The 25,302-nt window shown below is 64.1% G+C and carries 15 protein-coding genes and 1 riboswitch; of the genes, 5 read left to right on the top strand and 10 right to left on the bottom strand.

Annotated features, from left to right (window positions below; genetic code table 11):
* Positions 1–970 precede the first annotated feature (970 nt).
* Both AC1Q6X_RS25950 and AC1Q6X_RS25945 read left to right on the top strand, forming a co-directional pair.
* Complete coding sequence (locus AC1Q6X_RS25950) at positions 971–1,603, top strand: transcriptional regulator (protein WP_070310050.1); 633 nt, start codon at positions 971–973, stop codon at positions 1,601–1,603.
* A gap of 76 nt (positions 1,604–1,679) precedes the next feature.
* On the top strand, positions 1,680–2,519 hold the full coding sequence (locus AC1Q6X_RS25945) for an HDOD domain-containing protein (protein ID WP_070223450.1): 840 nt from the start codon (positions 1,680–1,682) through the stop codon (positions 2,517–2,519).
* 61 nt (positions 2,520–2,580) lie between these two features.
* On the opposite strand, the gene AC1Q6X_RS25940 is transcribed toward AC1Q6X_RS25945, so the two are convergent.
* The 6 genes from AC1Q6X_RS25940 to AC1Q6X_RS25915 all read right to left on the bottom strand — a co-directional run bounded on the left by AC1Q6X_RS25940 (position 2,581) and on the right by AC1Q6X_RS25915 (position 9,578).
* On the bottom strand, positions 2,581–3,756 hold the full coding sequence (locus tag AC1Q6X_RS25940; protein ID WP_492498837.1) for a zinc-dependent alcohol dehydrogenase: 1,176 nt from the start codon (positions 3,754–3,756) through the stop codon (positions 2,581–2,583).
* On the bottom strand, positions 3,753–4,832 hold the full coding sequence (locus AC1Q6X_RS25935; protein ID WP_492498836.1) for an SRPBCC family protein: 1,080 nt from the start codon (positions 4,830–4,832) through the stop codon (positions 3,753–3,755). Before AC1Q6X_RS25935 ends, AC1Q6X_RS25940 begins: the two co-directional genes overlap by 4 nt.
* A 158-nt stretch (positions 4,833–4,990) precedes the next feature.
* A complete protein-coding gene (locus tag AC1Q6X_RS25930) occupies positions 4,991–6,811 on the bottom strand; it encodes a DUF885 domain-containing protein (RefSeq protein ID WP_492498835.1) in 1,821 nt (606 codons plus the stop codon).
* A 136-nt stretch (positions 6,812–6,947) separates the two neighbouring features.
* Complete coding sequence (locus AC1Q6X_RS25925) at positions 6,948–8,045, bottom strand: M48 family metallopeptidase (protein WP_492498834.1); 1,098 nt, start codon at positions 8,043–8,045, stop codon at positions 6,948–6,950.
* Complete coding sequence (locus tag AC1Q6X_RS25920; protein ID WP_492498833.1) at positions 8,042–9,208, bottom strand: HPP family protein; 1,167 nt, start codon at positions 9,206–9,208, stop codon at positions 8,042–8,044. The genes AC1Q6X_RS25925 and AC1Q6X_RS25920 overlap by 4 nt, the downstream gene beginning before the upstream one ends.
* 79 nt (positions 9,209–9,287) lie before the next feature.
* Entirely contained in the window at positions 9,288–9,578 is a 291-nt protein-coding gene (locus tag AC1Q6X_RS25915; protein ID WP_492498832.1) for a DUF3349 domain-containing protein, read from the bottom strand.
* Between the two features lie 177 nt (positions 9,579–9,755).
* On the opposite strand from AC1Q6X_RS25915, the gene AC1Q6X_RS25910 reads away from it, so the two are divergent.
* Entirely contained in the window at positions 9,756–10,268 is a 513-nt protein-coding gene (locus tag AC1Q6X_RS25910) for a thioredoxin family protein (RefSeq protein WP_205602315.1), read from the top strand.
* A 17-nt stretch (positions 10,269–10,285) separates the two neighbouring features.
* On the opposite strand, the gene AC1Q6X_RS25905 is transcribed toward AC1Q6X_RS25910, so the two are convergent.
* Positions 10,286–12,271 carry a methyl-accepting chemotaxis protein gene (locus AC1Q6X_RS25905; protein WP_492498831.1) on the bottom strand — a complete coding sequence of 662 codons (1,986 nt, stop codon included), beginning with the start codon at positions 12,269–12,271 and terminating at the stop codon, positions 10,286–10,288.
* Positions 12,272–12,468: 197 nt separating this feature from the next.
* Positions 12,469–12,966: an Lrp/AsnC family transcriptional regulator gene (locus AC1Q6X_RS25900; RefSeq protein WP_070223410.1), complete on the bottom strand. Its 498-nt coding sequence runs from the start codon at positions 12,964–12,966 to the stop codon at positions 12,469–12,471.
* 167 nt (positions 12,967–13,133) lie between these two features.
* Here AC1Q6X_RS25900 and AC1Q6X_RS25895 point away from each other — a divergent pair, with 167 nt between their 5' ends.
* On the top strand, positions 13,134–15,161 hold the full coding sequence (locus tag AC1Q6X_RS25895; RefSeq protein WP_492498830.1) for an aminotransferase class V-fold PLP-dependent enzyme: 2,028 nt from the start codon (positions 13,134–13,136) through the stop codon (positions 15,159–15,161).
* A 407-nt stretch (positions 15,162–15,568) separates the two neighbouring features.
* Positions 15,569–24,196 (top strand): glycoside hydrolase family 94 protein, encoded by an 8,628-nt coding sequence (locus tag AC1Q6X_RS25890; RefSeq protein WP_492498839.1) that lies wholly within the window; start codon positions 15,569–15,571, stop codon positions 24,194–24,196.
* On the opposite strand, the gene AC1Q6X_RS25885 is transcribed toward AC1Q6X_RS25890, so the two are convergent.
* Both AC1Q6X_RS25885 and AC1Q6X_RS25880 read right to left on the bottom strand, forming a co-directional pair.
* Positions 24,193–24,399, bottom strand: a complete 207-nt coding sequence (locus tag AC1Q6X_RS25885; RefSeq protein WP_070223414.1) for a hypothetical protein — start codon at positions 24,397–24,399, stop codon at positions 24,193–24,195. The genes AC1Q6X_RS25890 and AC1Q6X_RS25885 overlap by 4 nt on opposite strands.
* Positions 24,400–24,512: 113 nt before the next feature.
* Positions 24,513–25,088, bottom strand: a complete 576-nt coding sequence (locus tag AC1Q6X_RS25880) for a TMEM165/GDT1 family protein (RefSeq protein WP_492498829.1) — start codon at positions 25,086–25,088, stop codon at positions 24,513–24,515.
* A gap of 21 nt (positions 25,089–25,109) precedes the next feature.
* A riboswitch (yybP-ykoY riboswitch) is annotated at positions 25,110–25,279 on the bottom strand.
* Positions 25,280–25,302: the final 23 nt, after the last annotated feature.

Below are 25,302 nucleotides of genomic sequence, written 5' to 3'. Positions count from 1 at the left end.
GCTGCTGGCCGATAAAACCACGCTGGCCGGTGCAGCCACCGAAGATCTGCTAGAAAATCGAGACCCAGCAACACCACGGCGACGAAGCGTAATCTGCGCTGCTAGCTGACAAGAACGGCACCTTCGGGTGCCGTTTTTTATGCCCGTTGCACAGCCTTTCACGATGCACGCAAAGAGAAAGAAGCGTGGGAGGTGGAAGAGCGTCAAGCACTGCTGCTGGCCGATAAAACCACGCTGGCCGGTGCAGCCACCGAAGATCTGCTAGAAAATCGAGACCCAGCAACACCACGGCGACGAAGCGTAATCTGCGCTGCTAGCTGACAAGAACGGCACCTTCGGGTGCCGTTTGTTATGCCTGTCCGCATTGCCATGCGCGAAAAGATAGCGTGGCAGGCGGTAAATGATGGCAGCCCATTCCATTTGTCTATTCGATTGGCATGCATATCGCTACGGCAGCACATCATTTATATCGCTCACTGAGGAACACGATTTTCGGCTGTCGCTTGTTCGCACCCATTCATTTGTATTTCGCAGCCTATATAAATGGCAAGCGTAAAATGGAAGGTCAACGCATGCATTAGAAGTCATGCTCTTATTACTGGCCCAGATGAGGAACAAGATTCTTATGCAGGCATGCATCCTGATACGCTGATAGCTTAATACGGCCGAGTTAAATTACGTCGAGCATGTTTGAATTGATGGACTAAAACCGTGTAACGCGGTTGACGCCAGACTCGTGCAGATGCGAGGCAGGATGGGTAGACGTGGCGTCGACGAATTTGAAGTGAGCGCTTACAAGAATGGCTGCTTGCCGTTGACGGCTCTTGGCTACTGCTGTTGCGTCATCCCGCTTTGCTGCCCTTGGGCTCGCCCAACTGCTGGTGATGACGCATCACGGCGTTGTTGTGGCGTCACGCCCCGTTGCCTGCGCCACGCCAGTTTTCAGTTCATTCATGCTAAGATTTGGCGCATGATTGCCCAAGCCCTGTTTACTCCCGCCCAGCAAAAACTGCTGGGTTTGCTCTTTGTCCGCGTGAATGAAGGCTTTCACTTGAACGAGATCATGCGCTTGACGGGGCTGGGCAGCGCGTCGGCACAGCGGGAGCTGCGCCGTCTGCATGAGTCCGGCCTGATCATATCGGAGCGGATCGGTAATGTGCGGCGCTTCTGGCCTAACAAGGAAAGTCTCGTGTATCCGGAGTTGAGCGGACTGGTGCAAAAAACCTTCGGCATCGTCGGCGTGCTCAGCATGACTCTGGCTCCATTGCGTGCCCAGCTGCACCTGGCATTCGTGTCGGGCGCCACGGCGAAGGGACAGGACCTGCCTGGCAGCGCCATCGATTTGCTGCTGGTGGGAGAGGAAGCCAATTATGGCGATCTATTGACGGGATTGGCCCCGGCCGAGCGAACCTTACGGCGTAAAATCAATCCCAACCTATATACGCTGGCCGATTATCGCCGGCGGCTGCGTGAAGGCCAGCCATTTCTGCTGCAGGTATTACAGCAGCCGAAGTTGTTTGTCATCGGCGATGAATCGCTATTGCAGGCGCTGGCATTACCGGATTCTTCATTACAAGCGAATGACATGCCATCTGTATTCTAAAGGCCGGGCCTGGCATTCAATTTCAGGTACATGAAATTGTTGGCCAGAATAATATCTGAGGCGGATTGATCGTATGATGAATAAACTACAGGCTTTCGGTTTAATTGTTTCCCAAGCGGTGCGCGGAGAATTAACGTTTCCCACGAGCGTTAATTCAGCACTGCAATTGCAATTGGCCCTGGCTGAACCGGACTGCCATATCGACCATGCGATCAAGCTGGTACTGGCAGAGCCCTTGCTGGCGGCGCGCACGGTCGCGCTGGCCAATTCGGCCGTGTACAGCCGCGGCGATGCGGCGCCCGTGACCAGCGTGCGCGCCGCCGTCATGCGCATGGGCTACCGCAATCTGTACGCGCTGGTGGCGGCCATGGTGGTGCGCCAGTTCGGCAGCAAGATCATCGACCCCGTGCTGCGCCAGAAGGCGACCCAGCTGTGGGAGCACACTGCCCACGTGGCGGCGCTGGCGCACGTGCTGGCCCGCCGCGTGACGAACGTCGATGCCGATACGGCGCTGTTCGCCGGCATCGTGCATGAGGTGGGCGGTTTTTACCTGTTGTCGCGTGCCGATGAATTTCCCGGCCTGCTCGACGACGATGCCGATCACTGGATGGAGTCCGCCGAAGAAATTATTTCCCGCGAAGTCATGAAGAAGCTGCTGATTCCGCGGGCCGTGAGCGAAGCCATCGAAGGCTTGCGCGATGGCTTGCTGTCCATTCCGCCCGACTCCCTGCTCGACACCTTGTTGTTGGCCAAGCAACTGTCGCCCGTGCCCTCGCCCTTGCAGGTGACGTACGTGGAAATGCTCACGCCCTCCGATTCCGTCATCGATTTCATTATCGACAACGAGACCCTGCAAAGCATCCTGGCCGAATCGGACGAGGAAGTACGCTCGATGAGTGCCGCGCTGCTCGTCTGAGGTCAGCGCATTGCTTGTCTGACCCGCCCACGCCGTCTGCCAGCATGCCTGCCGGGACCGGTCAGGGGCCGGGATGCAGTACGACCTTGATGCATTGCTCCTGCTTCTTCTGGAAGATCTCGTAGCCGTGCGGTGCTTCGTCCAGGCTCAAGTGATGGGAAATGATGGCACCGGGATCGAGCTCGCCCCGTTGTATCCGTTCCAGCAGCGGCTGCATGTAGCGCTGCACGTGGGTTTGCCCCGTCTTGATGGTCAATGAACGGTTCATGATGGAGCCAAACGGGATCTTGTCGCTGAAGCCGCCATACGCGCCCGGCACCGAGACGACGCCGCCGTTGCGGCATGCCATCAGTGCTTCGCGCAGGGCTGTGGGGCGGTCCGATTCCAGTTTCATCGTCTGCTTGAGGCGGTCGTAGATATAGCTGACGCCGGAACCGTGCGCTTCCATGCCGACGGCATCGATGCAGGCATCGGGTCCCCGTCCTCCCGTCATTTCCCGCAGGGCGTCGGGCACGTCCACCGCATCGAAATGCAGGGTTTCGGCGCCGGACAGTTCGCGTGCCATGCGCAGGCGTTCCGGGTAATGGTCGATGGCGATGACGCGCTCGGCGCCGAGCAGGAAGGCGCTCTGGATGGCGAACTGCCCCACGGGGCCGCAACCCCACACGGCCACCACCTGGCCCGGCGTGATGGCGCAGGCTTCGGCCGCCATGTAGCCGGTCGGCAGTATGTCCGAGAGGAACAGTACCTGTTCATCCTTGAGCTCGTCCGGCACCTGGATTGGGCCGACGTCGGCAAACGGCACGCGCACGTATTCCGCCTGGCCGCCCGCGTAACCGCCCGTCAGGTGGGAATAGCCAAAGATGCCCGCCCCCGAGTGGCCCCACATCTTTTCCGCCATGTAGGCGTTGGGATTGGAGTTCTCGCACACCGAGTACAGCTGTTGTTCGCAAAAGAAGCAGCGTCCGCAGGCGATGGGAAACGGCACGACCACCCGTTCTCCCACCTTGAGTTTGCGCACCGCGGAGCCCACCTCCACCACCTCGCCCATGAATTCATGGCCGAGGATGTCGCCTTGTTCCATGGTGGGCACGACGCCATTGTAGAGGTGCAAATCGGAACCGCAGATGGCCGTGGAACTGACCTTGATGATGGCGTCTCCGGGATTGAGGATGGCGGGATCGGGTACTTGTTCGATCCGCACGTCGCGCTTGCCGTGCCAGCAATTGGCTTTCATGACACACCTCCGTTTGCTTGCGGTCGAGGGGCAGCGGCCGTGGCACCAGCCTTGTGCAGCAAGCGCGTCTTGAAGCTGCGCTTGCCCGACGGCTGGCCCTCGGTGGTGCTGACCTCGCCCGTTTCCATCCACTGCTTGAAGCGGCGCAAGGTGGTTTCGATCTGGTAGGCGGGCGCCTGGCTGAACAGGCCCGCCACGGCCGCGCCCACCTTGCCGGCCGGCGGCTGCATGTGCAGTTGCATGGTGACCACGGTGCCGCGCCCGCCGGGAGCGGGCGACAGTTCCAGCGCTCCCGTTTCGGCATGGTTCTGTGCCGCGCGCCAGCGCAAGCCCTGACCCGGACGCTCTTGCGTCAGTTCGCCTATCCACTCGCCCTCGACGCTGTGCCAGCGCGAGCGGCGCGCATCGATCACCTGCACCGACTGCAGGCCCGGCATGAAGCGGGGCAGGTTTTTCAGGTCGCGCCAGGCGCGGTAGCAATCGTCGGCGGAACGGTTGACGATGACGCTCTTTTGCAGCGCCAATCCCTCTTCGCCGGGCGCGGGCAATTCGCTCAGCTTGCGCGGCGCCAGTTGGGCGCTGGCGATGTAGTCGATGGCCGTCACGCCTGCCACCACGGCCGCCGTCGCCGCCAGGCGCGTGCGCGCATGGCGCCGGCTGGCCATGGCCACGCCCAGCAGCGACAGGTCCATGGCGTCGCCGGCGATGCGCGACCAGCGCCATGCCGGAGCGGTTTCGCCGCGCAGCAAGGCCACGCCGCACGCCATTTCGCGCAGGCCGATGGCGCGTATCCAGAAAGACGAGACGCCGCGCAAGCCGCTGGCGCGCGCCAGGCCGCGCGGCGCCACCAGCTGGGCCAGTCCCAGGCCGATGCTGAGCCAGCCAAGCGCCGTGATCATGGCAGGCTTGCCGCGTGCGGTATCGTCGGGGATGTGCCGCGGCGGCCGGCCATCGGCCTGGCCGCGCGCACTGGTGTAGTGAAGAATGGCGTCATGCCCGTGATAGGGCATCTCCGCTGATGTTTGCCATGCGGGCGGGCCAGCCGTGGCGGCGTCGTTCCTGTCTTCGCTTTGCATGCTGCCTCCCTTCTGTGTATGGGAATTAGGCAGCATTGTCTGGTACGCGTTCCGGCGGGCGTGCGCGATATACGCTGGATCTGTGCCAGATCAAATATCGGCACGAAAAAAAACGGCAGCCCCAACTGGCGCTGCCGTTCTCGCAGGAGTGGGCTAGCTTACTTTTGCTGCGCGATCCACCGGTCGACCTTGGCTTCCAGCAGTTTCAGGGGCAGGGTGCCGTCACTGAGCACCACTTCGTGGAACTTCGGCAGGCTGAACTTGTCGCCCAACGCCTGCTGGGCGCGCTGGCGCAGTTCGACGATTTTCAGCGAACCGATCTTGTAGCCCAGCGCCTGGCCAGGCCAGGCCATGTAGCGTTCCGTTTCGCTCCTCGCCACGGCGTCGTAGCCGAGGGTGTCGCGCATGTACTTGATCGTCTGCTCGCGTGTCCAGCCCTTGGTGTGCAAGCCCGTGTCGACCACCAGGCGCACGGCGCGCAGCATCTCGTCGTTCAAATGGCCGAAGTACTGGGCCGGATCGTCGAACAGGCCCATTTCCTTGCCCAGGGTTTCCGCATACAGGGCCCAGCCTTCCGTGAAGGCATTGTTGCCGCCGAAGCGGCGGAAGTTCGGCAAGTCCATCTCTTGCACCAGCGCCAGGTGGAAATGGTGGCCAGGTTTGCCTTCGTGCAGGAACAGGGTGGTCATGCCCGTGTCGCCATACAGTTTCGGATCGGTGACGACGGACCAGAACACGCCCGGGCGCGAACCGTCGGCGGCCGGGGCCGTGTAGTGGTCGGCGGCCGTGTCGCGGCTCAGTTCAGGTTCCAGGCGCAAGTCCAGCGGCGCTTTCGGCACCAGGGTGAACAGGGCGGGCAATTTGCTGTCCAGCAGCACGTTCAGCTTGCGGTAGACGTCGAGCACTTCCTGCTCCGTCTTGAACGGGCGGTATTTCGCCTGTTCCGACACCCACAAGGGCAAGCCGGCGGCCGGGCCGTTGTAGCCCATCTTCGGACCGACGATCGCGTATTGTTCCTGGATGCGCGCCACTTCCTTCAAGCCGATGGCGTGGATCTGCTCCGGTTTCAAATCCGTCGTGGTGCTGCTGGCCACGCGCGTCTGGTACCAGGCCGCGCCATCGGGCAGGGCGCTCCAGCCGCTGCTCGTGCGGCCGGCCGGCAGGTAATCGCGTTCCATGAAGGTGGCCAGGCGCTGCAGCGCAGGCATCAGCTTGGCCTCGATGATAACGGTGTAGGTTTGCGTCAGGCGTTCCCTGTCGGCGGCGGAAAAGCTGGCCGGCAAGTTCTTGATGGGCGTGTAATACACGCTGTCCTGCGGCGTGGCGCTGACGAGCTTCTTGAATTGCGGCAGGGCCGATTCCGTCAGCGCCTTCGGCAGCACGATGCCCTTTTGCATGCCGACTTTCATGTTGGCGATGGCCTGGTCTATCCAGCCCGGCAACTGGCCGATACGGCTCAGGTAAGCGTCATACTCCTTGACCGTGGTCAAAGGTTGCGATGCCTCGCCGCCCGCATAATTGGCCAGGGTGACGGGCATGCTGTCCATCTGGTTCAAAGGCAGCAGGTATTCGGGGAAGCGCTCGAAGCTCAGCGCCGTGGCCAGTTCATAGTCGAGGATATCGTAGTTGATCTGGTCCTGGTGCGACAGCTGCGCGCGGGCAATACCGCGCAGGGTCTTCTGATACTGGCGGTACAGGGCGAACTGCTTTGCGCGCGCGGCGGGCACGATGGCTGAACCGAGCTGGTCGTCAAAACGGTTGTCGCCGCTCTCTGTGGCATTGATCGGCTCGAAACGGGCCAACGCATCGTAGTACTGGTCGGCCAGCACTTGCAGCTGCTGCTTGGCTTTTGGCGCGCTGACGGCCGGCGCGACGGCCGCTTTGGCCGCGGGCTGGGCCGCTTGCGCCATGGGCGCGTAGGCGAGCAACAGGGAGATGGCCAGGGTGCCGAGGGTGCCGGCGGCAAAACGATGCTTCATGCGCGAGATCCTTTGTAAGGAGGGAATGAACGGAGGCGTAGCGAGGTCGGGGGTGGCCGTTCAAGAAGGAACAGCCGGGGCGTAAGCATACGCCATTGCCCAGTGCGTTTGGATAAATTGTGCGGAAGAAATGTTGCTATTTTTCTGTAGGCGGCAGGGCCGCTTTCATCGCTGGCCAGTGACGGCTGGTCAAGGGCAGGCAGGCCGGGCAGGGCGTGGCGTCGATCAGGCTTTCGATCTGCTGCGCGCGCGCCGCCGTTTGCGGATGCGAGGAAATCCATCCCGGCACCTTGGCCTGATCCTTGCCATCGAGCCTCTGGAAAAAACGCAGCATGCCGTCGGGGCGGATCTGCGCGCGCTGCAAGGCCAGCAAACCGAGCCGGTCCGCTTCCTCTTCCATATCGCGGCTGAAATACAGGGTGCCGGCCTGGTGCGCCAGCATGGCGGCCACGGCGCTGATGTCGCCGATGGTCAGGCCCACCAGGGCGCCCCAGCCCAAACTGCTGATCATCTGCCGCAGCGAATGGCGCTGTTCCACGTGCTGCACTTCATGCGCGAGCACGCCGGCCAGTTCGCCCGGGTCCCCCGCCTGGCGCAGCAAGCCCGTATGCACGACGATGATGCCGCCGGGCATGGCAAACGCGTTGACCGTGTCATCCTGCTTGACCAGCCAGCGGTACGGGTAGCGCGAACCGGCCGTCAGCTTGCGGCCGATGTCCTGCACCGTCTGCTGCGCCACGCCGTTCTCAACGATGCCGCCTTGCGCGCGCACTTGCGCCAGGGCCAGTTCGCCCAGCCGCTTCTCCGTCGACATCGGTATCAGTCCCGCCAGCGCACCGACGGCATGGCCGCCTTGCCACCACAGCAGGGTGGAAGCGACGACGACCGCGCCCGTCAAGCCGGCCAGCCAGCCCGACACTTGCCGCCGGTTGCGCTGGCGCTCGCTCCACAGGCGCTGCAGTTGCGGCTGCAGCGCGGCCGGCGCTTCGCGCAAGACGATGGCGATGTCGTCTGCCGTCAGCGGCTTGAGCGAGGCTTGCCGTCCTTGTTCTTCGAGCCAGTTCAGGAACAGTTCCGGTCCGTCGACACCGCCCACGCTGACGACCAGCTGCGCCACGTCGACATCATGGCCGGGCGCATCGATGGTCAGCTGGCTGCCGAAGAAATGCGCGCTGACGGCTGTGCCCGCCGGGCCGCCGTCGGGGCCGCTCAGCAGTGCCCGGAATGGCGTCATGCGGCGGCCTCGGCAAAGCGGCTTTCGTACAGGGCGGCCATCAGGTCGGACTGGCTGATGATGCCGGCCAGGCGTTCTTCCTCGTCGAGGATGGGAATATGGTGATAGCCGGCGTCGGCCATCAGGGGCACGAGATCGATGATGGGCGTGCCGAGGCGGGCCGTGTGCGGCGACGCCGTCATCAGCTGTCCCACCGCTTCCGGCTTGTCGCCGTGGGACAGGCCGCTGCGCTGCAGCAAGCCGCGCAGGCGCTGGCGCATGCCCTGATAATCGTCGAGCCCGCCGTGGCGCAGGAAATCCGTCTGCGTGATGATGCCGATGACGCGGCGCGCCCGGTTCACGACGGGTAGCGCACCCACATCGTGCTCGCGCATGGTGCGCCAGGCAACATCGAGCGGCGTGCCGAATTCCACGCTGAGCACGTCTTTCGACATGATGTCGGCGCAGGTGACGACGCCGAAGCGGCGCTGGTAGGCGCGCATTTCCGTTTGCAGGAAGATCGCCTGCAAATCGTCGCGGCTGATGTCGAGCACTTCACTGTGCTGGCGCAAGACGGCATCGAGGTCGTCCGGTGAAAACCCCAGGCGGTTGCTGGGCACGTCATCCTTGGTGGCGTGCGGATGCGGCGCCACCAGTTGCTGGACGTGCGGGTAGCGGCGTCCCGTCAGGTTGTTGTACAGCACGGCGCAAGCGACCAGCACGGCGGAATTGAACAGTACGGTGATAAAGACGAATTCAAAGCCGGCCGCATGCACGCTGGCGCCGCCGACGACGGTGGTGAGCGCCACGGCGCCGCCCGGCGGATGCAAACAGCGCAGGGCAAACATGGCGCCGATGGCCAGGCAGGCGGCCAGCGCCGCCACGCCCACGCTGGATCCCAACCATTTGACGCAGGCCATGCCGACCAGGCCGGAGACGACATTGCCGCCCACCACGGACCACGGTTGCGCCAGCGGGCTGGCCGGCAGGCAGAACAGCAGTACGGCCGAGGCGCCCATGGGCGCGATCAGGTAGACGCTGGCGCTGTCCGGGGCCAGCAGGAAATGGCAGATCAGGCCCGTCAGCAGCAAGCCGCAGATGGCGCCTGCGCAGGCGCGCAATTGTTCGCGGCGGCTGCCGTTGTTCGGTTGCGGCAGCCAGCGTGCCAGGAAAGAAGTCGTCATGGGGAGGGCGCGTTCGGGCCGCGTTGCTCAGTGTGAGCCCGATATTATCCCATGCGTTCCATTTCGCTGCCGGTGGGCATTAATCGTCGGCGCAGACGGCCTGCAAGCCGTGCCGTGCCAGCAGTTTCCTGGCGGCCGCGATGGCGGACGGCGCCGGCTCGCTGCTGGCGCAGGCATAGATGTCATTGAGGACCACCGCCGCATCTTTGCCCGTGACGGCGGCCATCAGCTCGGCCAGGTTGCGGTCGGAAAAGTGTTCGTACAGCAGGGCCAGCACGGCGAAATATGCCGTATCGGGCATGCCGCCGGGATAGGCGTCGCGCAACATGCGCGCGGCGCCGGACAGCGTTGGGGGTAATGTATCTGGCATGCTCAAGCGGCGTCTCCTTGGTGGCACTCTTATATGTGCCTATACGCGTTTATACGTTTTCCGCATAAGCACAGTGCAATTAAATGGTGGATATTTCTTACAAGCAGGCATATTCTAGACAATCACGCCCGCTGGCAGCTGTTCAGCTGGCTTCACGATTTCTCTCAGGAGCCCTGCATGCGCCTTTCCCGTTTCGTCGCCCCATTCTTTGCCAGCCTGCTGCTTGCCGGTACCGCCATTGCCGCCGCCCCCACACCGGCCAACCCGGTCGCCACGCCGCATCTGCCGTACAACGCGGCGGCCGACGCCAAGGCCGACGTGGCCCGCGCGCTGGCCGAGGCCAAGGCGGCGCACGTGCCTGTCTTGCTGATCTTTGGCGCCAACTGGTGCGAAGATTGCCGCGCGCTCGACAAGGCCTTGAAGGAAGGCAAGAACGCCGAATTGATGCAACAGCAGTTCAAGGTCGTCAAGGTCGACGTGGGTAACTTCGACCATAACTTGGACGTGGCGCAAGCCTATGGCAATCCGCTCAAGAAAGGCATTCCGGCCGCCGTGCTGGTCTCGAGCGACAACAACCAGGTGCTGTACGCCACCAAGGGCGGCGAGCTGGCGAATGCCCGCCGCATGAGCGAGAGCGGCATCTATGATTTCTTCAAGCAGGCCGCCAGCGTGAAAGCGCCGGCGATTTAAGCGTTTTTCAAACCTCCTTAAAACTCTTCCCACGCATCGCTGGCCGGCGCTTTCGGACGCGCTGGCGTGGGCAGCATGGGCTTGTGCGCTGGCTGCCGAGGCTGCTGCTGCTGCTGCTGCGCTGCATGCCCCGTTTCTTCCAGCTTGAAAACGCTGACCACCTGCGCCAGGCGTCCCGCCTGGTCCTGCAGGGATTGGGCCGCCGCCGCCGCTTCTTCCACCAGCGCCGCATTTTGCTGGGTCGCGTCATCCATCTGCGTGACCGTGGCATTGACTTGCGCGATGCCCTGGCTTTGTTCCTGGCTGGCCGACGCGATCTCTCCCATCAGGTCGGCGACTCTTTGGACGGACACGACGATGTCCTGCATGGTGGCGCCGGCCGAGTCGACCAGCTTGCTGCCCGCTTCGACCTTGCTGCCCGAGTCGACGATCAAGTCCTTAATTTCCCGGGCTGCTGCCGCTGAGCGTTGCGCCAGGTTGCGCACTTCGGTTGCCACCACGGCAAAGCCGCGGCCCTGTTCGCCCGCGCGGGCCGCCTCGACGGCAGCGTTCAGGGCGAGGATATTGGTTTGAAAGGCAATGCCGTCGATCACGCCGATAATATCCGCGATCTTGCGCGAACTTTCCGTAATCTCGCTCATCGTCTGCACCACTTGGTCGACCACTTCGCCGCCTTTGACGGCGTGGCCCGAGGCCGACACCACCAGCTGATTCGCCTGGCGCGCGTTGTCCGCATTCTGTTTCACGGTCGACGTCAGCTCTTCCATGGCCGCCGCTGTTTCTTCCAGGCTCGATGCCTGGGCTTCCGTGCGGGCCGACAGGTCCAGGTTGCCCGACGCGATCTGGCTCGATGCACTGGCAATGGCCCCGGTACTGTCGCGAACTTCGCGTATCGTCACGTTCAGCGACGCGACGAAGCGGTTGAAGGCAGCGGCCAGCGCGCCGACCTCGTCTTCCGATTCCACGGGCATGCGGCGGCTCAAGTCGCCATTCCCGCTGGCGATTTCACTGAGCATGTCCGCTGCCCGCGCAACAGGCGCGGCGATGGCGCGGCTGATGACATAAATGATTGCCAGGGCGATACCGCCACCGACCAGGCCGGCAATCAGGGCGGCGATCAGGGCCGAGCGCGTGACATTGCCCAGCACTTCCGCTTCCGGCACTTCGGCCACCACGTACAGGTTCAATTCCGGTATGAAAGAGGCCGCTACGAGTTGCTTGCCGCTGGGCGCCGCATAACTGACATAGGTGTATTTGTTGCCGGTCAGCAGAGTCTTGCTCAACGCTTCGTCAAAACCTGGCAAGTCCTTCAATTGATGCTTGCCGTCGGCTAGGGCCGGGTCACGGTGGATCAGCAGGCTGCCGTTGGCGCGTACCAGGTAGACATAGCCGGTCTGGCCGACCTTGTAGCTGCGGATGGTTTCGGCCATTGCGTCGACGCTCAGGCCCATCCCGGCGATGACGGCCTTGCCGCCAGCCGTCTGGCCCCGCGCGTTCAGGAACAGCATGAAGCTGCCCGAGGCCGGATCGCGGTCCAGATTCACCGTGTGCAGTTTGTTTTCGTCGAGCATGCTGAAGAACCAATGATCGGCTGGCTGTTGCTTGTCCAGCGTGCGGATCAGGCCCGCATCGGTCATGTACCGGGACGCAGTTTGCGAACTCCAACTGACGACGGCCGCCTTGTTTTTTTCCTTGATCATCTTCGCGTAGCGCTGAAAAGTGGGCAAGCCGCTGTCGGCCAGGTCCGCGTCTTCCCAGTCCTGCAGAAAGACATCATTGGCCATCGTTTGCACCACCGACAGCGGCTGATTGATCTGGCGCAGCACGTCGTTGCGGATCTCGCCCACCTGGGCCGGCAATTCTTGGCTGACGACGCGCTCGCGCACGTAATCGCTGCTCATGCGCACGCTGAGGAACGATGAGATGCCCATGAAAAGCAGCAGGCACAAACCCATGCTGAACATCAGTTTTTTCTGGATGGAAAGATGGCGAAGCAGATGCATGGACGACCCTGGGAATGGGCCCGCGCGACCGGCAGAGGTTGCTAGAAAGGCACGGGCAAGTGCGCAGTATAGCGACGGATAAAGGCGATATAGTGGAGGTATGCCGTATTTAATGGGGTTGTGTTGCTGCATGGCAACGATTATAAGGTGTTAACATGCGTGCTTTTCATGTACACCGGCACGGGGTGGAAAATCGTTCAGGCAGGCAAGCCGTGGGCGATCAATTCCAGCGGCAATTCCGTGCTGCACTTAATTTGCTCCATGGAAAAGGCGGACGACACGCCCGTCAGTTGCGCGGCCTTGATGAGTTTTTTATAAAACGTGTCGTAGCCCTTGATGTCGGTGGTGACGACTTTCAGCAGGTAGTCGATGTCGCCGCTCATGCGGTGAAATTCCTGTACCTCGGGCAAGACGATGACGGCGGCGGCGAAGCGGCGCAGCCATTTTTCATCGTGCTGTCCCGTGCGCACGCTGACGAAGACGGTCACGGGCAAACCCACTTTTTGCCGGTTGACGATGGCCACGCGGCTCTCGATATAGCCGTCTTCCTCGAGGCGCTTGACCCGCTTCCAGCACGGCGTGCTGGACAGGCCGATCTTTTCGCTGAGGGCGGCGATCGACAAGGTGCCGTCCTGCTGCAGGGCGGCGAGGATGGCGCAGTCGAATTTGTCGAGCGAGGCGTTTGGTGAATTCATTTTAATATTCCGGTTTTTATGGCATGAACATGCTGCATAGTAGCGTAGTTGCAGTGTCTTTTGGCATATCTTCACGGGGACCGGCCGGTAGACTATCGAGATGGCCCAGCCGCCTGCGCTGCGCCTTTTTAACTGCGCCCTTTTTAAAGAATATTCGGACTGCCATCATGAAAGAAATTTACCTCGACAGCAATGCCACCACTTGCGTGCTGCCCGCCGCCGTTGCCGCCGCCCGGCAAGCGATGGAGCAGGGCTATGGCAACCCCAGCAGCACACATGCGACGGGTTTGCAGGCCAAGGCCATGATGGATGGCGTGCGCCAGCGCGCCAGCGGCTTGCTGGGCGTGGGCGATGGCCGATTGATGTTCAACAGCGGCGCCACCGAGGGCATCCAGACGGCCGTGCTGTCGGCCCTGTGTGCGCTGCGCGAACGGCGCGACGCGGGCAAGCGCATCGGCAGCCTGCTGCTGTATGGCGCGACCGAGCACAAGGCCGTGCCGGAAAGCCTGGCGCACTGGAACCGTTTACTGGGCCTGAACCTGGAAGTGCGCAAGCTGCCCGTCGATGCGCAGGGGCGCCACGACCTGCAGGCGCTCGATGCGCTGATCGGCGAGGCGGCCATGCTGTGCACGATGGCGGCGAATAATGAAACCGGTGTCGTCAGCGATTTGTCCGCCATCGCCCAGCTGCTGCAGGAACGCGGTGCCGACGCTTACTGGATGGTCGATTGCGTGCAGGCGCTGGGCAAGCTGAAACTGAACCTGGCCGCCACGCGCATCGACTACGCGCCGTTTTCCGGCCACAAGCTGTATGCGCCCAAGGGCATCGGCATGCTGTACGTGCGCGCCGGTGCCCCGTTTACGCCCTTGATGATGGGCGGCGGCCAGGAAGCGGGCCTGCGTTCTGGCACGGAAAACATGGCCGGCATCGCCGCGCTGGGCGCCGTGCTCGCCGCGCTGGACGATGGCAAGACCTTCCGCAGCCACGCCGACCTGGCCGCGTTCCGCGAGCAGCTGGTGGCCAGCCTGGAACACGCTTTCCCTGGCATCGTGTTCAATATGCCGTTCGATCTGTCCTTGCCGACGACGCTTAATTTTTCCGTGCCGGGCCTGTCCTCGAAAGAGCTGCTGGACCTGTTCGACGCGGCGCGCGTGCGCGTCAGCTCTGGCAGCGCCTGTTCCGCCGCCAAGGCGCTGCCCAGTTATGTGCTGGAAGCGATGCACGTGCCGCAATGGCGCGCCAGTTCCGCCATCCGGCTGTCGTTTGGTCCCCTGATCGATGCGGCGACGGTCGCTTCCGCCTGCGCGCGCATCGAGCGCTGCGGCGAAGCGCTGCGCAGCAGCTGTCTGCTGCCGTCGGCGCTGGCGCCATCGCCGCAGGACGGCATAATCCAGCTGAGCGTCGACGGCCAGTGCACCTGGCTGCTCAGCGACGCCGCCAGCGCCAGTTGCGTCGTCATCGATCCCGCCGCCGCGCTCGTGCCGCGTCTGGCCGCTTTCATCCGCTGCCAGCACCTGGCCTTGCGCGCCATCGTGCATACGACGGCGCCAGCGGACCATGGCGCCGCGCGTCTGGCGCTGCTGCAGGAACTCGCTATCGAGCAGGTGGGCCGCGTCGATATCGATGGCGAGCTGGCGCTGGGCCGGCAGCGGCTGCGCCGCATCGAGTGCGGCGAAACCCATGTGTACCTGCTGGAGCAGCGCTTCGCCTTCATCGGCTCCCTGGCGCCCGAGGCGCTGACCCCCTTGCTGGATGCGGCGCTGCTGACGCAAGACACGGTGCTGTGCGCGTCCGGCGACGACGGCAGCATCTGCGTCACCGTGCGCATGGTGCAGAACGGTAGCGTGCCGGCCGCCGAACTGCAGCTCGACGCGGCCACCTTGCCCGCCTTCCTGCGCCAGCATCCCGACGCCATCCTGATCGACGTGCGCGAAGCGTATGAACACGCGGCGTGCGCCGGCACCGTGTTCGAGGGCTGCGAAGTGCGCAGCGTACCGCTGAGCCGCTTGGCGGGGCAGGTGGCGGCCTGGCTGCAGCAGCCGCAGCGCCCGCTGGTGTTTTTCTGCCGCAGCGGCAACCGCAGCGCACGGGCCGCCGCCTGCCTGCGCCGCCTCGGTCACGGCGCGGCATGGCAACTCAACGGCGGCATGGCAATGGCGGAGGCGACGCGCCATCCGCTGGCGATTGCGGCCTGAACTGCTTGAACTTTCTTTCATGAAATATTGCACCGTGCCATCATCGGCACGGTGCGCGTCGCGCCTTTTTTCCCGTTCATTTCCCACCGGCATTTTTCTGCCATTCAACACGCTGATTTCTTTGCTGAAACGTCCCTAAAACACGGAGTATGTACGCTAGCGCACGGTCTTGCCTGCGTCGCCCTCCTACGATGAAGTTCAGAAAATCTCCCTATACCCTGAGATTCGTCGCAACGCTCCGGCGCTTCGCTTTCCGTCTTCGCCAGTGTCCGATCGTGTTCTTCCAGACTGGGCCCGCATGACGGTGGCCGCTGGCTGCCTGCGCGCACCTAGCGAGGCTAAAGTTGAAAGAGTACACAGCAGTTGTCACGCAGCAGATCAAGGAACAGGTTTCCAAAGTCAAAGAAATCTTCCGCGACCATTCCCTTGCACCGGACACCTTCGACGCCGCGCGCGACGATGCCTTGCCCCTGCGTTCCGAGTTATTCAGCGCCATGCAGATGGCCGCCCACGGCAAGCACGTGGCCGCCGGCCATGCGGTGGGCAGGCATCATGGCCGCGACCGCCTGTTGGCGCGCCTGGCCGACAATGCGGCCCTCATCACGGCCACCGTCAATGAGCTGACGGCGACTGTCAAAAGCGGGCGCCAGGTCACGCCCGCCTCGGAGTGGCTGCTCGATAATTTTTATCTGATCGAAGAGCAGATCCGCACCACGCGGCGCCACTTGCCGAAGAATTACAGCAAGGAGTTGCCACGGCTGAGTTCAGGCGTGGATGCGGGCTGCCCGCGCGTGTATAAAATCGCGCTGGAAATCATCTCGCACGGCGATGGCAGGGTCGACCTGGAAAACCTCTGCCACTTCGTCGAGGCATATCAGGACGTGGCCACCTTGACCCTGGGTGAACTGTGGGCCGTGCCCATCATGCTGCGTCTGGCGCTGATCGAAAACCTGCGCCGCGTTGCCGCGCGCGTGGCCGACGACCGCATGCAGCGCGACCTGGCCAACACCTGGGCCGACCAGATGACGGAGATCGCCGAGCGCAATCCCAGCGGCTTGATCCTGCTCGTGGCGGACATGGCCCGTTCGAATCCGCCGATGACCAGCGCCTTCGTGGCCGAATTGTCGCGCCGTCTGCAGGGACAGAGTTCCTCGCTGACCCTGGCGCTGTCGTGGCTGACGCACAAGCTGGCCGAGTCGGGCCTCACCATCGAGCAGCAGATCCAGTCCGAGATCGGGCAGCAGGCGGCCGACCAGGTCTCGATCGCCAACAGCATCGGTAGCCTGCGTTTTCTCGGCACCATGGATTGGCAGGAATTCGTCGAGACCATGAGCGTGGTCGAGCAAACCCTGCGCCTGGACCCGGCCGGCACGTATGGCTTGATGGATTTCGCCACGCGCGACAGCTACCGCCACGCCATCGAACGCATCGCCAAGCGCAGCGCGCGCAGCGAAGTGGAAGTGGCCGAGATGGCGGTGCAGCTGGCGCACACGCACGGCAACGGCAATGACGCGCGCCGCGGCCATATCGGCTTTTACCTGGTGGGGCGCGGCGTGCTGGTGCTGGAAAAGCAGGCTGGCGCCAGGCTGCCGTTCATCGAGGCGCTGCAGCATACGGCGCGCGCCGCGCCGCTGGCCAGCTATCTGGGCGCCATTGCGTTCCTGACCCTGGCGACGAGCGCCTTGCTGCTCGAGCGCGCCGTGCGCCATGGCGTGCAGGGCTGGCCCCTGGCGGCGCTGGGCGCGCTGGCGCTGCTGGGCAGCAGCCAGCTGGCCGTGGCCGTGGTGAACTGGCTGGCAACCCTGATGACGTCGCCGCATCCGCTGCCGCGCATGGATTACCGGTCCGGCATTCCGTCCGATGCGCGCGGCATCGTCGTGGTGCCGACCTTGATCTACAGCGCGGAAAACGTGGCGGCCCTGTGCGAGGCGCTGGAAGTGCGTTATCTCGCCAACCGCGACCCGAACCTGCGTTTCTGCCTGCTGACGGATTTTGTCGACGCGCAGGCGCAAACCCTGCCCGGCGACGAAGCCCTGCTGAACCAGGCGCAGGAGACCATCCGTGGCCTGAACGAGAAATACCGCGTGGAGGGAGCCGAGTTCAAAGACAACGGCGACCCGGCCGATCCGGAAGAGCTGGGCCATGCGGGGCCGTTCCTGCTGCTGCATCGTCCGCGCCTGTGGAATTCGCAGCAAAACGCGTGGATGGGGCAAGAGCGCAAGCGCGGCAAATTGTCCGACCTGCACGCGTTTTTGCGCGGCAGCGCGCGCGACAAATTCTCGCTGGTGGAAGGCGAGTTGCGCGGCCTGCGCACCATCAAATACGTGATCACGCTCGACACCGATACTCAGCTGCCGCGCGACGCGGCGCGCGAATTCATCGCCACCATGATGCACCCGCTGAACCGTCCCGTGCTCGACGCGGCCGGCACGCGCGTGGTGGCCGGCTACGGCATCCTGCAGCCGCGCGTGGCCGTGGCCCTGCCCAGCGCGAACGCGTCGCGCTACGAGCTGCTGTGCGGCGGCGAACCGGGCATCGACCCGTACACGCGCACCGTGTCCGACCTGTACCAGGACGTGTTTTATGAAGGCTCGTTCATCGGCAAAGGCATCTATGACCTCGACATGTTCGAGCGCGTGCTGGGCCAGCGCCTGCCCGACAATAAAATCCTCAGCCACGATTTGCTGGAAGGCTGTTATTTGCGCGCCGGCCTGCTCAGCGACTCGCAGCTGTATGAAGAATATCCGGCCCGCTACGACGCCGACGTCAGCCGCCGCCAGCGCTGGATCCGCGGCGACTGGCAGCTGATCGGCTGGCTGCTGGGGCGGGTGCCGGGCCGCGCCGGCAAGCGCGAACGCAATCCTTTGTCGATGCTGTCGCGCTGGAAGCTGTTCGACAACCTGCGTCGCAGCGTCGTGGCGCCGGCCACCACCGTGTCCCTGTTGCTGGTGTGGGGTTTCCTGCCGCACGTGGCCTTCTGGAGCGCGGCCGTGCTGGCCATCATCTTCCTGCCGCCCGTGTTTTCGGCCCTGTACGATCTGCTGCGCAAACCGCGCGACACCCTGTGGCGCCAGCATCTGGCCGCGTTCGAACGGCGCTGCGGCGTGCAGTTTTCGCACGCCATGCTGACCCTCGTCTTCCTGCCGTATGAAGCGTGGATCAGCCTGGACGCCATCGCGCGCACCCTGTGGCGCCTGGGCGTGTCGCACAAGCATTTGCTCGATTGGCGCGCCTCGAACCTGCACAGCTCTTCCGGCAGTCAAGCCGACAGCTGGCGCGCCATGTGGTGCTCGCCCGCGCTGGCGCTGGCCACCTTCGGCGCCTTGCTCTACTGGCGCCCGGCCGCCTTGCCGGCCGCCGCCGTGGTACTGCTGCTGTGGCTGGCCGCGCCCGCCATCGCCTGGTGGATCAGTCGCCCCATCGAGCGGGCCGTGGCGCGCCTGTCGGCCGAGCAGGGGCGTTTCCTGCATGGCGTGGCGCGCAAGACCTGGGCGTATTTCGATACCTTCGTCGGGCCGGACGACCACTGGCTGCCGCCCGATAACATGCAGGAACACCCGAACCTCGTGGTGGCGCACCGCACTTCGCCGACGAATATCGGCCTGGCGCTGCTGGCCAACCTGACGGCCTACGATTTCGGCTACATCACCCTCGGCCAGTTGATCGAGCGCAGCCGCGCTACCCTGCACAGCATGGGCGAGCTGGAACGCTTCCAGGGCCATTTCTATAACTGGTACGACACGCAAACGCTCAAGGCGCTGCAGCCGATGTACATCTCGACGGTCGACAGCGGCAACCTGGCCGGCCATCTGCTGACCTTGCAGCCGGGACTGGTGGAACTGTACGACGCTCCCATCATCGGCGCGCAAGTGGTGCAGGGCATCCGCACGACGGCGCAGGTGCTGCAGGAATTCATCGCCGCCGAAGGCGAGGGCAAGGCCATGCGCGAGAGCATGAGTCTGTTGCAGGCGCAGGCCGCGCCCGCCACCCTGGCCGAATGGCATGCTTATCTCGCCGCCGCGAACGGCGCGGCCGATGCACTGCTGTCGCTGACCCTGCACAGCGAGGATGGCGAGCTGTCCATGTGGACTGGCGCGCTGGCGCGCCAGTGCCGCGCGGCGCTGGCCGAATTGCTGCAACTGGCGCCGTGGGCGGCGCAGGCGGGTGTCGATCCTGCTTGGCTGCGCATGCCGACCCTGCGCGAACTGGCCAACCTGGAGGTGTCCGAAGGCACGCCATCCGAGCTGGCCGCCCTGCTGGCGCAAGGCCGCGAACAGGCGGGCCGCCACATGCGCGACATCGCCCACGCGGCGGGCCAGGCGCGCGACTTCGCGCAGATCGAATACGGTTTCCTGTACAACCCGTCGACCAAGCTGCTGGCCATCGGCTATAACGTCAGCGAACGGCGCCTGGACCCCAGCTATTACGATTTATTGGCTTCCGAAGTGCGTCTGGCAAGCTTCATCGCCATCGCCCAGGGGCAGCTGCCGCAGGAGCACTGGTTCGCCCTGGGCCGCCAGTTGTGCATGGTGGCCGGCCAGCCCGTGCTGCTGTCGTGGAGCGGCTCGATGTTCGAGTACCTGATGCCGCTGCTGGTGATGCCGAACTACCCGAACACCCTGCTGGACCAGACCTACCATTCCGTCATCGAGGCGCAGATCGATTACGGGCGCCAGCGCGACGTGCCGTGGGGGATTTCCGAGTCCGGCTACAACACGGTCGACGCCAGCCTGAATTACCAGTACCGCGCCTTTGGCGTGCCCGGCCTGGGCCTCAAGCGTGGCCTGGCCGACGACCTGGTGGTGGCGCCGTACGCCAGCATGATGGGCCTGATGGTGCAGCCGGAAGCGTCGTGCCAGAACCTGCAGCGCATGCAGGCGGCCGGCTACATGGGTCGCTACGGCTTTTTTGAAGCGATCGATTTCACCACCGCGCGCCTGCCGCGCGGGCAGGGCAGCGCCATCATCCGCTCCTTCATGGTGCACCACCAGGGCATGGGCTTTTTGGCCCTCAGCTACCTGCTGCACGACCGCCCGATGCAGCGCCGTTTCGAGTCCGATCCGCTGCTGCAATCGGCTTTGCTGGTGCTGCAGGAACGCACGCCGCAGGCCGGCGCGTTTTACTCGAACACGGCCGAACTGGCGGTGCTGCGCAGCGGTGCGCCCGAGCAGGCCATGCCGATGCGCATCCTCACGCAGGCCAACAGCGCCGTGCCGGAAACGCAGCTGCTGTCAAATGGCCGCTACCACGTCATGGTGAGCAATGCGGGCGGCAGCTACAGCCGCTGGAAAGACCTGTCCGTGACGCGCTGGCGCGAAGACAGCACGCGCGACAACTGGGGCAATTTCTGCTACCTGCGCGACCTCGACGACGGTGAAGTCTGGTCCACCATGTACCAGCCGACCCTGGCCGAACCGAAGAAATACGAAGTGATTTTTTCGGAAGGGCGGGCCGAGTTCCGCCGTGCCGACCATGGCCTCGACCTGTACACGGAAATCGTCGTCTCGCCCGAGGACGACATCGAAATCCGCCGCACGCGGATCAGCAATAATTCGAACCGCCAGCGGCGCATCGAGATCACCAGCTTTGCCGAAGTGGTGATGGCGCCGGCGGCGGCCGATGCAGCCCATCCCGCATTCAGCAAGCTGTTCGTGCAGACGGAAATCCTCGCGCATGAAAAGGCGATTTTATGCACGCGCCGGCCCCGCTCGAAAGACGAGCAGATGCCGTGGCTGCTGCATGTGATGACGGTGCACGATATCGAGCGCTACGAAGTATCATTCGAGACGGACCGCGCGCGCTTCATCGGCCGCGGCAACACGGCGCAGCTGCCGCAGGCGCTGCAGGACGACGGGCCGCTCAGCGGCGGCCACGGTTCCGTGCTCGACCCCATCGTGGCCATCCGCTACGTCATCACGCTCGAACCCGACCAGGCCGTCACCGTCGACAGCGTCACCGGCATGGTGGAGCAGCGCGAGGCGGCGCTGCACCTGATCGACAAATACCAGGACCGCCATCTGGCCGACCGCGTCTTCGAACTGGCCTGGACGCACAGCCAGGTGGTGCTGCGCCAGTTGAACGCCAGCGAAGCGGACGCGCAGCTGTATGCGCGCCTGGCCAACGCCGTGATCTACCCGAATGCGGCCTTGCGCGCCGAAGCGAGCATCCTGATCAAGAACCAGCGCGGCCAGTCCGGCCTGTGGGCGTATGCGATTTCCGGCGACCTGCCCATCGTGCTGCTGCAGATACGCGACGCGGCCAATATCGAACTGGCGCGCCAGATGGTGCAGGCGCATGCCTATTGGCGCCTGAAAGGATTGATCGTCGACCTGGTGATCTGGTACGAAGAGCAGTCGGGCTACCGCCAGCTGCTGCACGACCAGATCATGGGCTTGATCGCCTCGGGCATCGATGCGCAGGCGATCGACCGCCCGGGCGGCATCTTCGTGCGCCTGGCCGAGCAGATCGCCAACGAAGACCGCATCTTGCTGCAATCGGTGGCGCGCGCCATCATCAGCGATTTGCGCGGCACCCTGGCCGAGCAGGTCAAGCGTCCGCCGAGCCCCGTGCTGCGCATGCCGCCGCTGCTGCAGGACCCTGCGCGCGAGCATGGCGGCGTGCCGCACCGGGCGCCGCAGCGCGAGCTGATCCTGGAAAATGGCCTCGGCGGTTTCACGCCCGATGGGCGCGAATACGTGATCACCACGGCAGAAGGCAAGCAGACGCCGGCGCCGTGGTCGAACGTGCTGGCCAATGCGCAGTTCGGCACGGTGGTGTCCGAAGCCGGCCAGGCGTACACGTGGAGCGAGAACGCGCATGAATTCCGCCTCACGCCATGGCAGAACGACCCCGTGTCGGACCTGTCGGGTGAGGCGTTTTATGTGCGCGACGAGCAGACCGGCCAGTTTTGGTCGCCCTCGTCCCTGCCCGCGCGCGGCAGCGGCGACTACGTGACGCGCCACGGTTTCGGCTACAGCATTTTTGAGCACAGCGAGGGTGGTATCGCCACCGAGCTGTGCACCTATGTGGCGCTCGATGCGGCCGTCAAATACTCGGTCATCAAGGTGCGCAACGACAGCGGCGTGCCGCGCCGTTTGTCCGTCACCGGCTACGTGGAATGGGTGATGGCCGACCTGCGTGCCAAGTCCGGCATGCATGTGGCCACCGAAGTCGATACGATCAGCGGCGCGCTGTTTGCGCGCAATAACTACAACACGGAGTTTTCCGGCCGCGTCGGCTTTTTCAATACGGACGCCAGCATCCGCTCCATCACCTGCGACCGTAATGAATTCATCGGCCGCAACGGCAGCCTGGCCCAGCCGGCGGCGCTGCGCCGCGTGCGCCTGTCCGGCAAGGCGGGCACGGGGCTGGACCAGTGTGCCGCCATCCAGGTACCGTTCGAACTGCAGCCGGGACAGGAGCGCGAAATCGTCTTCCTGCTCGGCGTGGGCGGGCGCCGCAATGCCGACGCCAGCACCATGGTGCAGCGCCATGCGGGCAAGGAAGCGGCCCGCATGGCGCTCGACGCGGTACGCGCGCACTGGGACACCACTCTGGGCGCGGTGCGCATCGAAACGCCCGAGCCGTCGCTCGACGTGATTGCCAATGGCTGGCTGATGTACCAGACCATCGCCTGCCGTTTGTGGGCGCGCAGCGGCTATTACCAGTCGGGCGGCGCCTACGGTTTCCGCGACCAGCTGCAGGACGCGATGGCGATGATCCACACGGCGCCGCAATTGCTGCGCAAGCACTTGCTGCTGTGTGCGGCGCACCAGTTTGTCGAAGGCGACGTGCAGCATTGGTGGCATCCGCCGTCGGACCGGGGCGTGCGCACGCACTGCTCCGACGATTACCTGTGGTTGCCGCTGGCCGCCTGCCGCTATGTGATCGCCACGGGCGACGTCAACGTGCTGTCGGAAGTGGTGCCCTTCATCGAGGGGCGGGCCGTCAAGCCGGAAGAGGATTCCTACTATGACTTGCCCATGCGTTCGGGCGAGTCGGCCGACCTGTACGAGCACTGCGTGCGCGCCATCCGCCACGGCTTGCGCATGGGCGTGCACGGCTTGCCGCTGATCGGTTCCTGCGACTGGAACGACGGCATGGATAAGGTGGGCGAACATGGCAAGGGCGAGAGCGTCTGGCTGGCCTTCTTCCTGTACGAAGTGCTGCAGCGTTTCGCCGAGGTGGCCATGCTGCGCGGCGACGCCGCATTCGCCCAGTTCTGCCGCGACGAAGCCGTGAAACTGGCGGCCAACGTCGAGGAACATGCTTGGGATGGCGAGTGGTACCGGCGCGCGTATTTCGACGACGGCACGCCATTGGGTTCGCACACGAACGAGGAATGCCAGATCGATTCGATTTCGCAAAGCTGGGGCGTGCTGTCGGGCGCCGCCAACAAGGAGCGGGTCGCCGGGGCCATGCGCCAGGTCGATGCGCGCCTCGTGCGCCGGGATTCCGGCGTGATCCAGCTGCTCGATCCGCCGTTCGACAAGGCCGACCTCAATCCCGGCTACATCCGCGGCTATGTGCCGGGCGTGCGCGAGAACGGCGGCCAGTACACGCATGCTGCCATCTGGACGGCGATGGCGTTTGCCCGCATGGGCGACGGCGAAAAGGCGTGGGAATTGCTGCGCATGATCAATCCCGTGCGCCATGGCGTCGACGCGCAGGCGGTGGCGCGCTACAAGGTGGAACCGTACGTGGTGACGGCCGACGTGTATGCCGTGGCGCCGCACGTGGGGCGCGGCGGCTGGAGCTGGTACACGGGATCGTCGGGCTGGCTGTACCGCCTGATCGTCGAATCCCTGCTCGGCTTGACGCGCGAAGCGAACGTGCTGCGTCTGGCGCCGTCCATGCCGGCCGAATGGGACAGCTTCAAGCTGCACTACCGTTTCGGCGCCAGCAGCTATGCCATCACGGTGGAGCAGGCGCAGGGGCGGCCCGCGGGGTTGTCGCTCGATGGCGTGGCACAGGGCGGCAACAGCATCGCCCTGCGCGACGAGGGCCGCGAGTATGCGGTGCTACTGCTGCTCTAGTTTTGCCACTTCTCGTGTTCGGGACGGCGCCGGCCAGCCAGCAGGATCAGGCCGGCGCCAAATAGCAGCAGGTCGCGCGTGCGCACTTCGGGCGCGGATGGCGTCGCCGTCTGGTGGTGACGCAAGGGTGCCGCCATGGCGGCGGCAGGCTGGCTGGCGCAAGCGGCCAGGCACAGCGCCGCCACGTTTCTATTCAACTGCATACATTCCTCAAGAAAGCGCGCTGACCGTTCCCGATCGGCGCGCCGGTATTCATGCCGCCGATATTGTAATTATGAGCATGAATATTGTAAATTGGAAATTATACAGGGTTGTCTCAAAATCCCAGGGCGGCGCCCGCGCCCAGCAGGGTGGCCACGCCCAGCACGGCAAAGACCATGGCCGCGATACCATGCACGAGGCGCAGCGGGACGCGGTTGGCGATCCTGTCGCCCAGGTAGACGGCCGGCACGTTGGCCAGCATCATGCCGAAGGTGGTGCCCAGCACGACGGAAACGATATCGTGGTAGCGCGCCGCCAGCGCCACCGTCGCCACCTGCGTCTTGTCTCCCATTTCTGCCATGAAGAAGGCGATCAGGGTGGTCAGGAAGACGCCGTATTTGGCCAGCTTGGTCTCGTCTTCATCGAGCTTGTCGGGGATCAGGGTCCAGGCGGCCATGGCCAAAAAGGAGACGCCCAGCACCCAGCGCAGCACGTCCGGGCCCAGCATGCCGGTGATCCAGGCGCCGACGGCGGCGGCGAACGCGTGGTTGGCGACGGTGGCGACGAAAATGGCCAGCACGATGGGAAAAGGCTTGCGGAATTTGGCGGCCAGCAGAAAGGCCAGCAGTTGGGTTTTGTCGCCGATTTCAGCGAGACCGACGATGCCGGTGGAGATGAGGAATGCTTCCATGAGATTGCAAGAGGTACGCGGGCCGGACGAATTAACCAATGATCCACGGGCGACTCCGGCCCATGCGGCCGCCCTGGATCAATGGTCTCGTCAAGTTTTGCAACCACCTGCACCATGGCCTGCGGGCCAATCATGTTGATACAGGTTCCCGCGGCAGGACCGCGGGACGACTACTCCCCAATGTTCGAGGCGCATCATACGCCTATGCCTGTTT

The sequence above is a fragment of the Janthinobacterium sp. GW823-FHT06H09 genome, from assembly GCF_058794735.1.
This window is presented reverse-complemented; position numbering and strand designations above follow the sequence as displayed.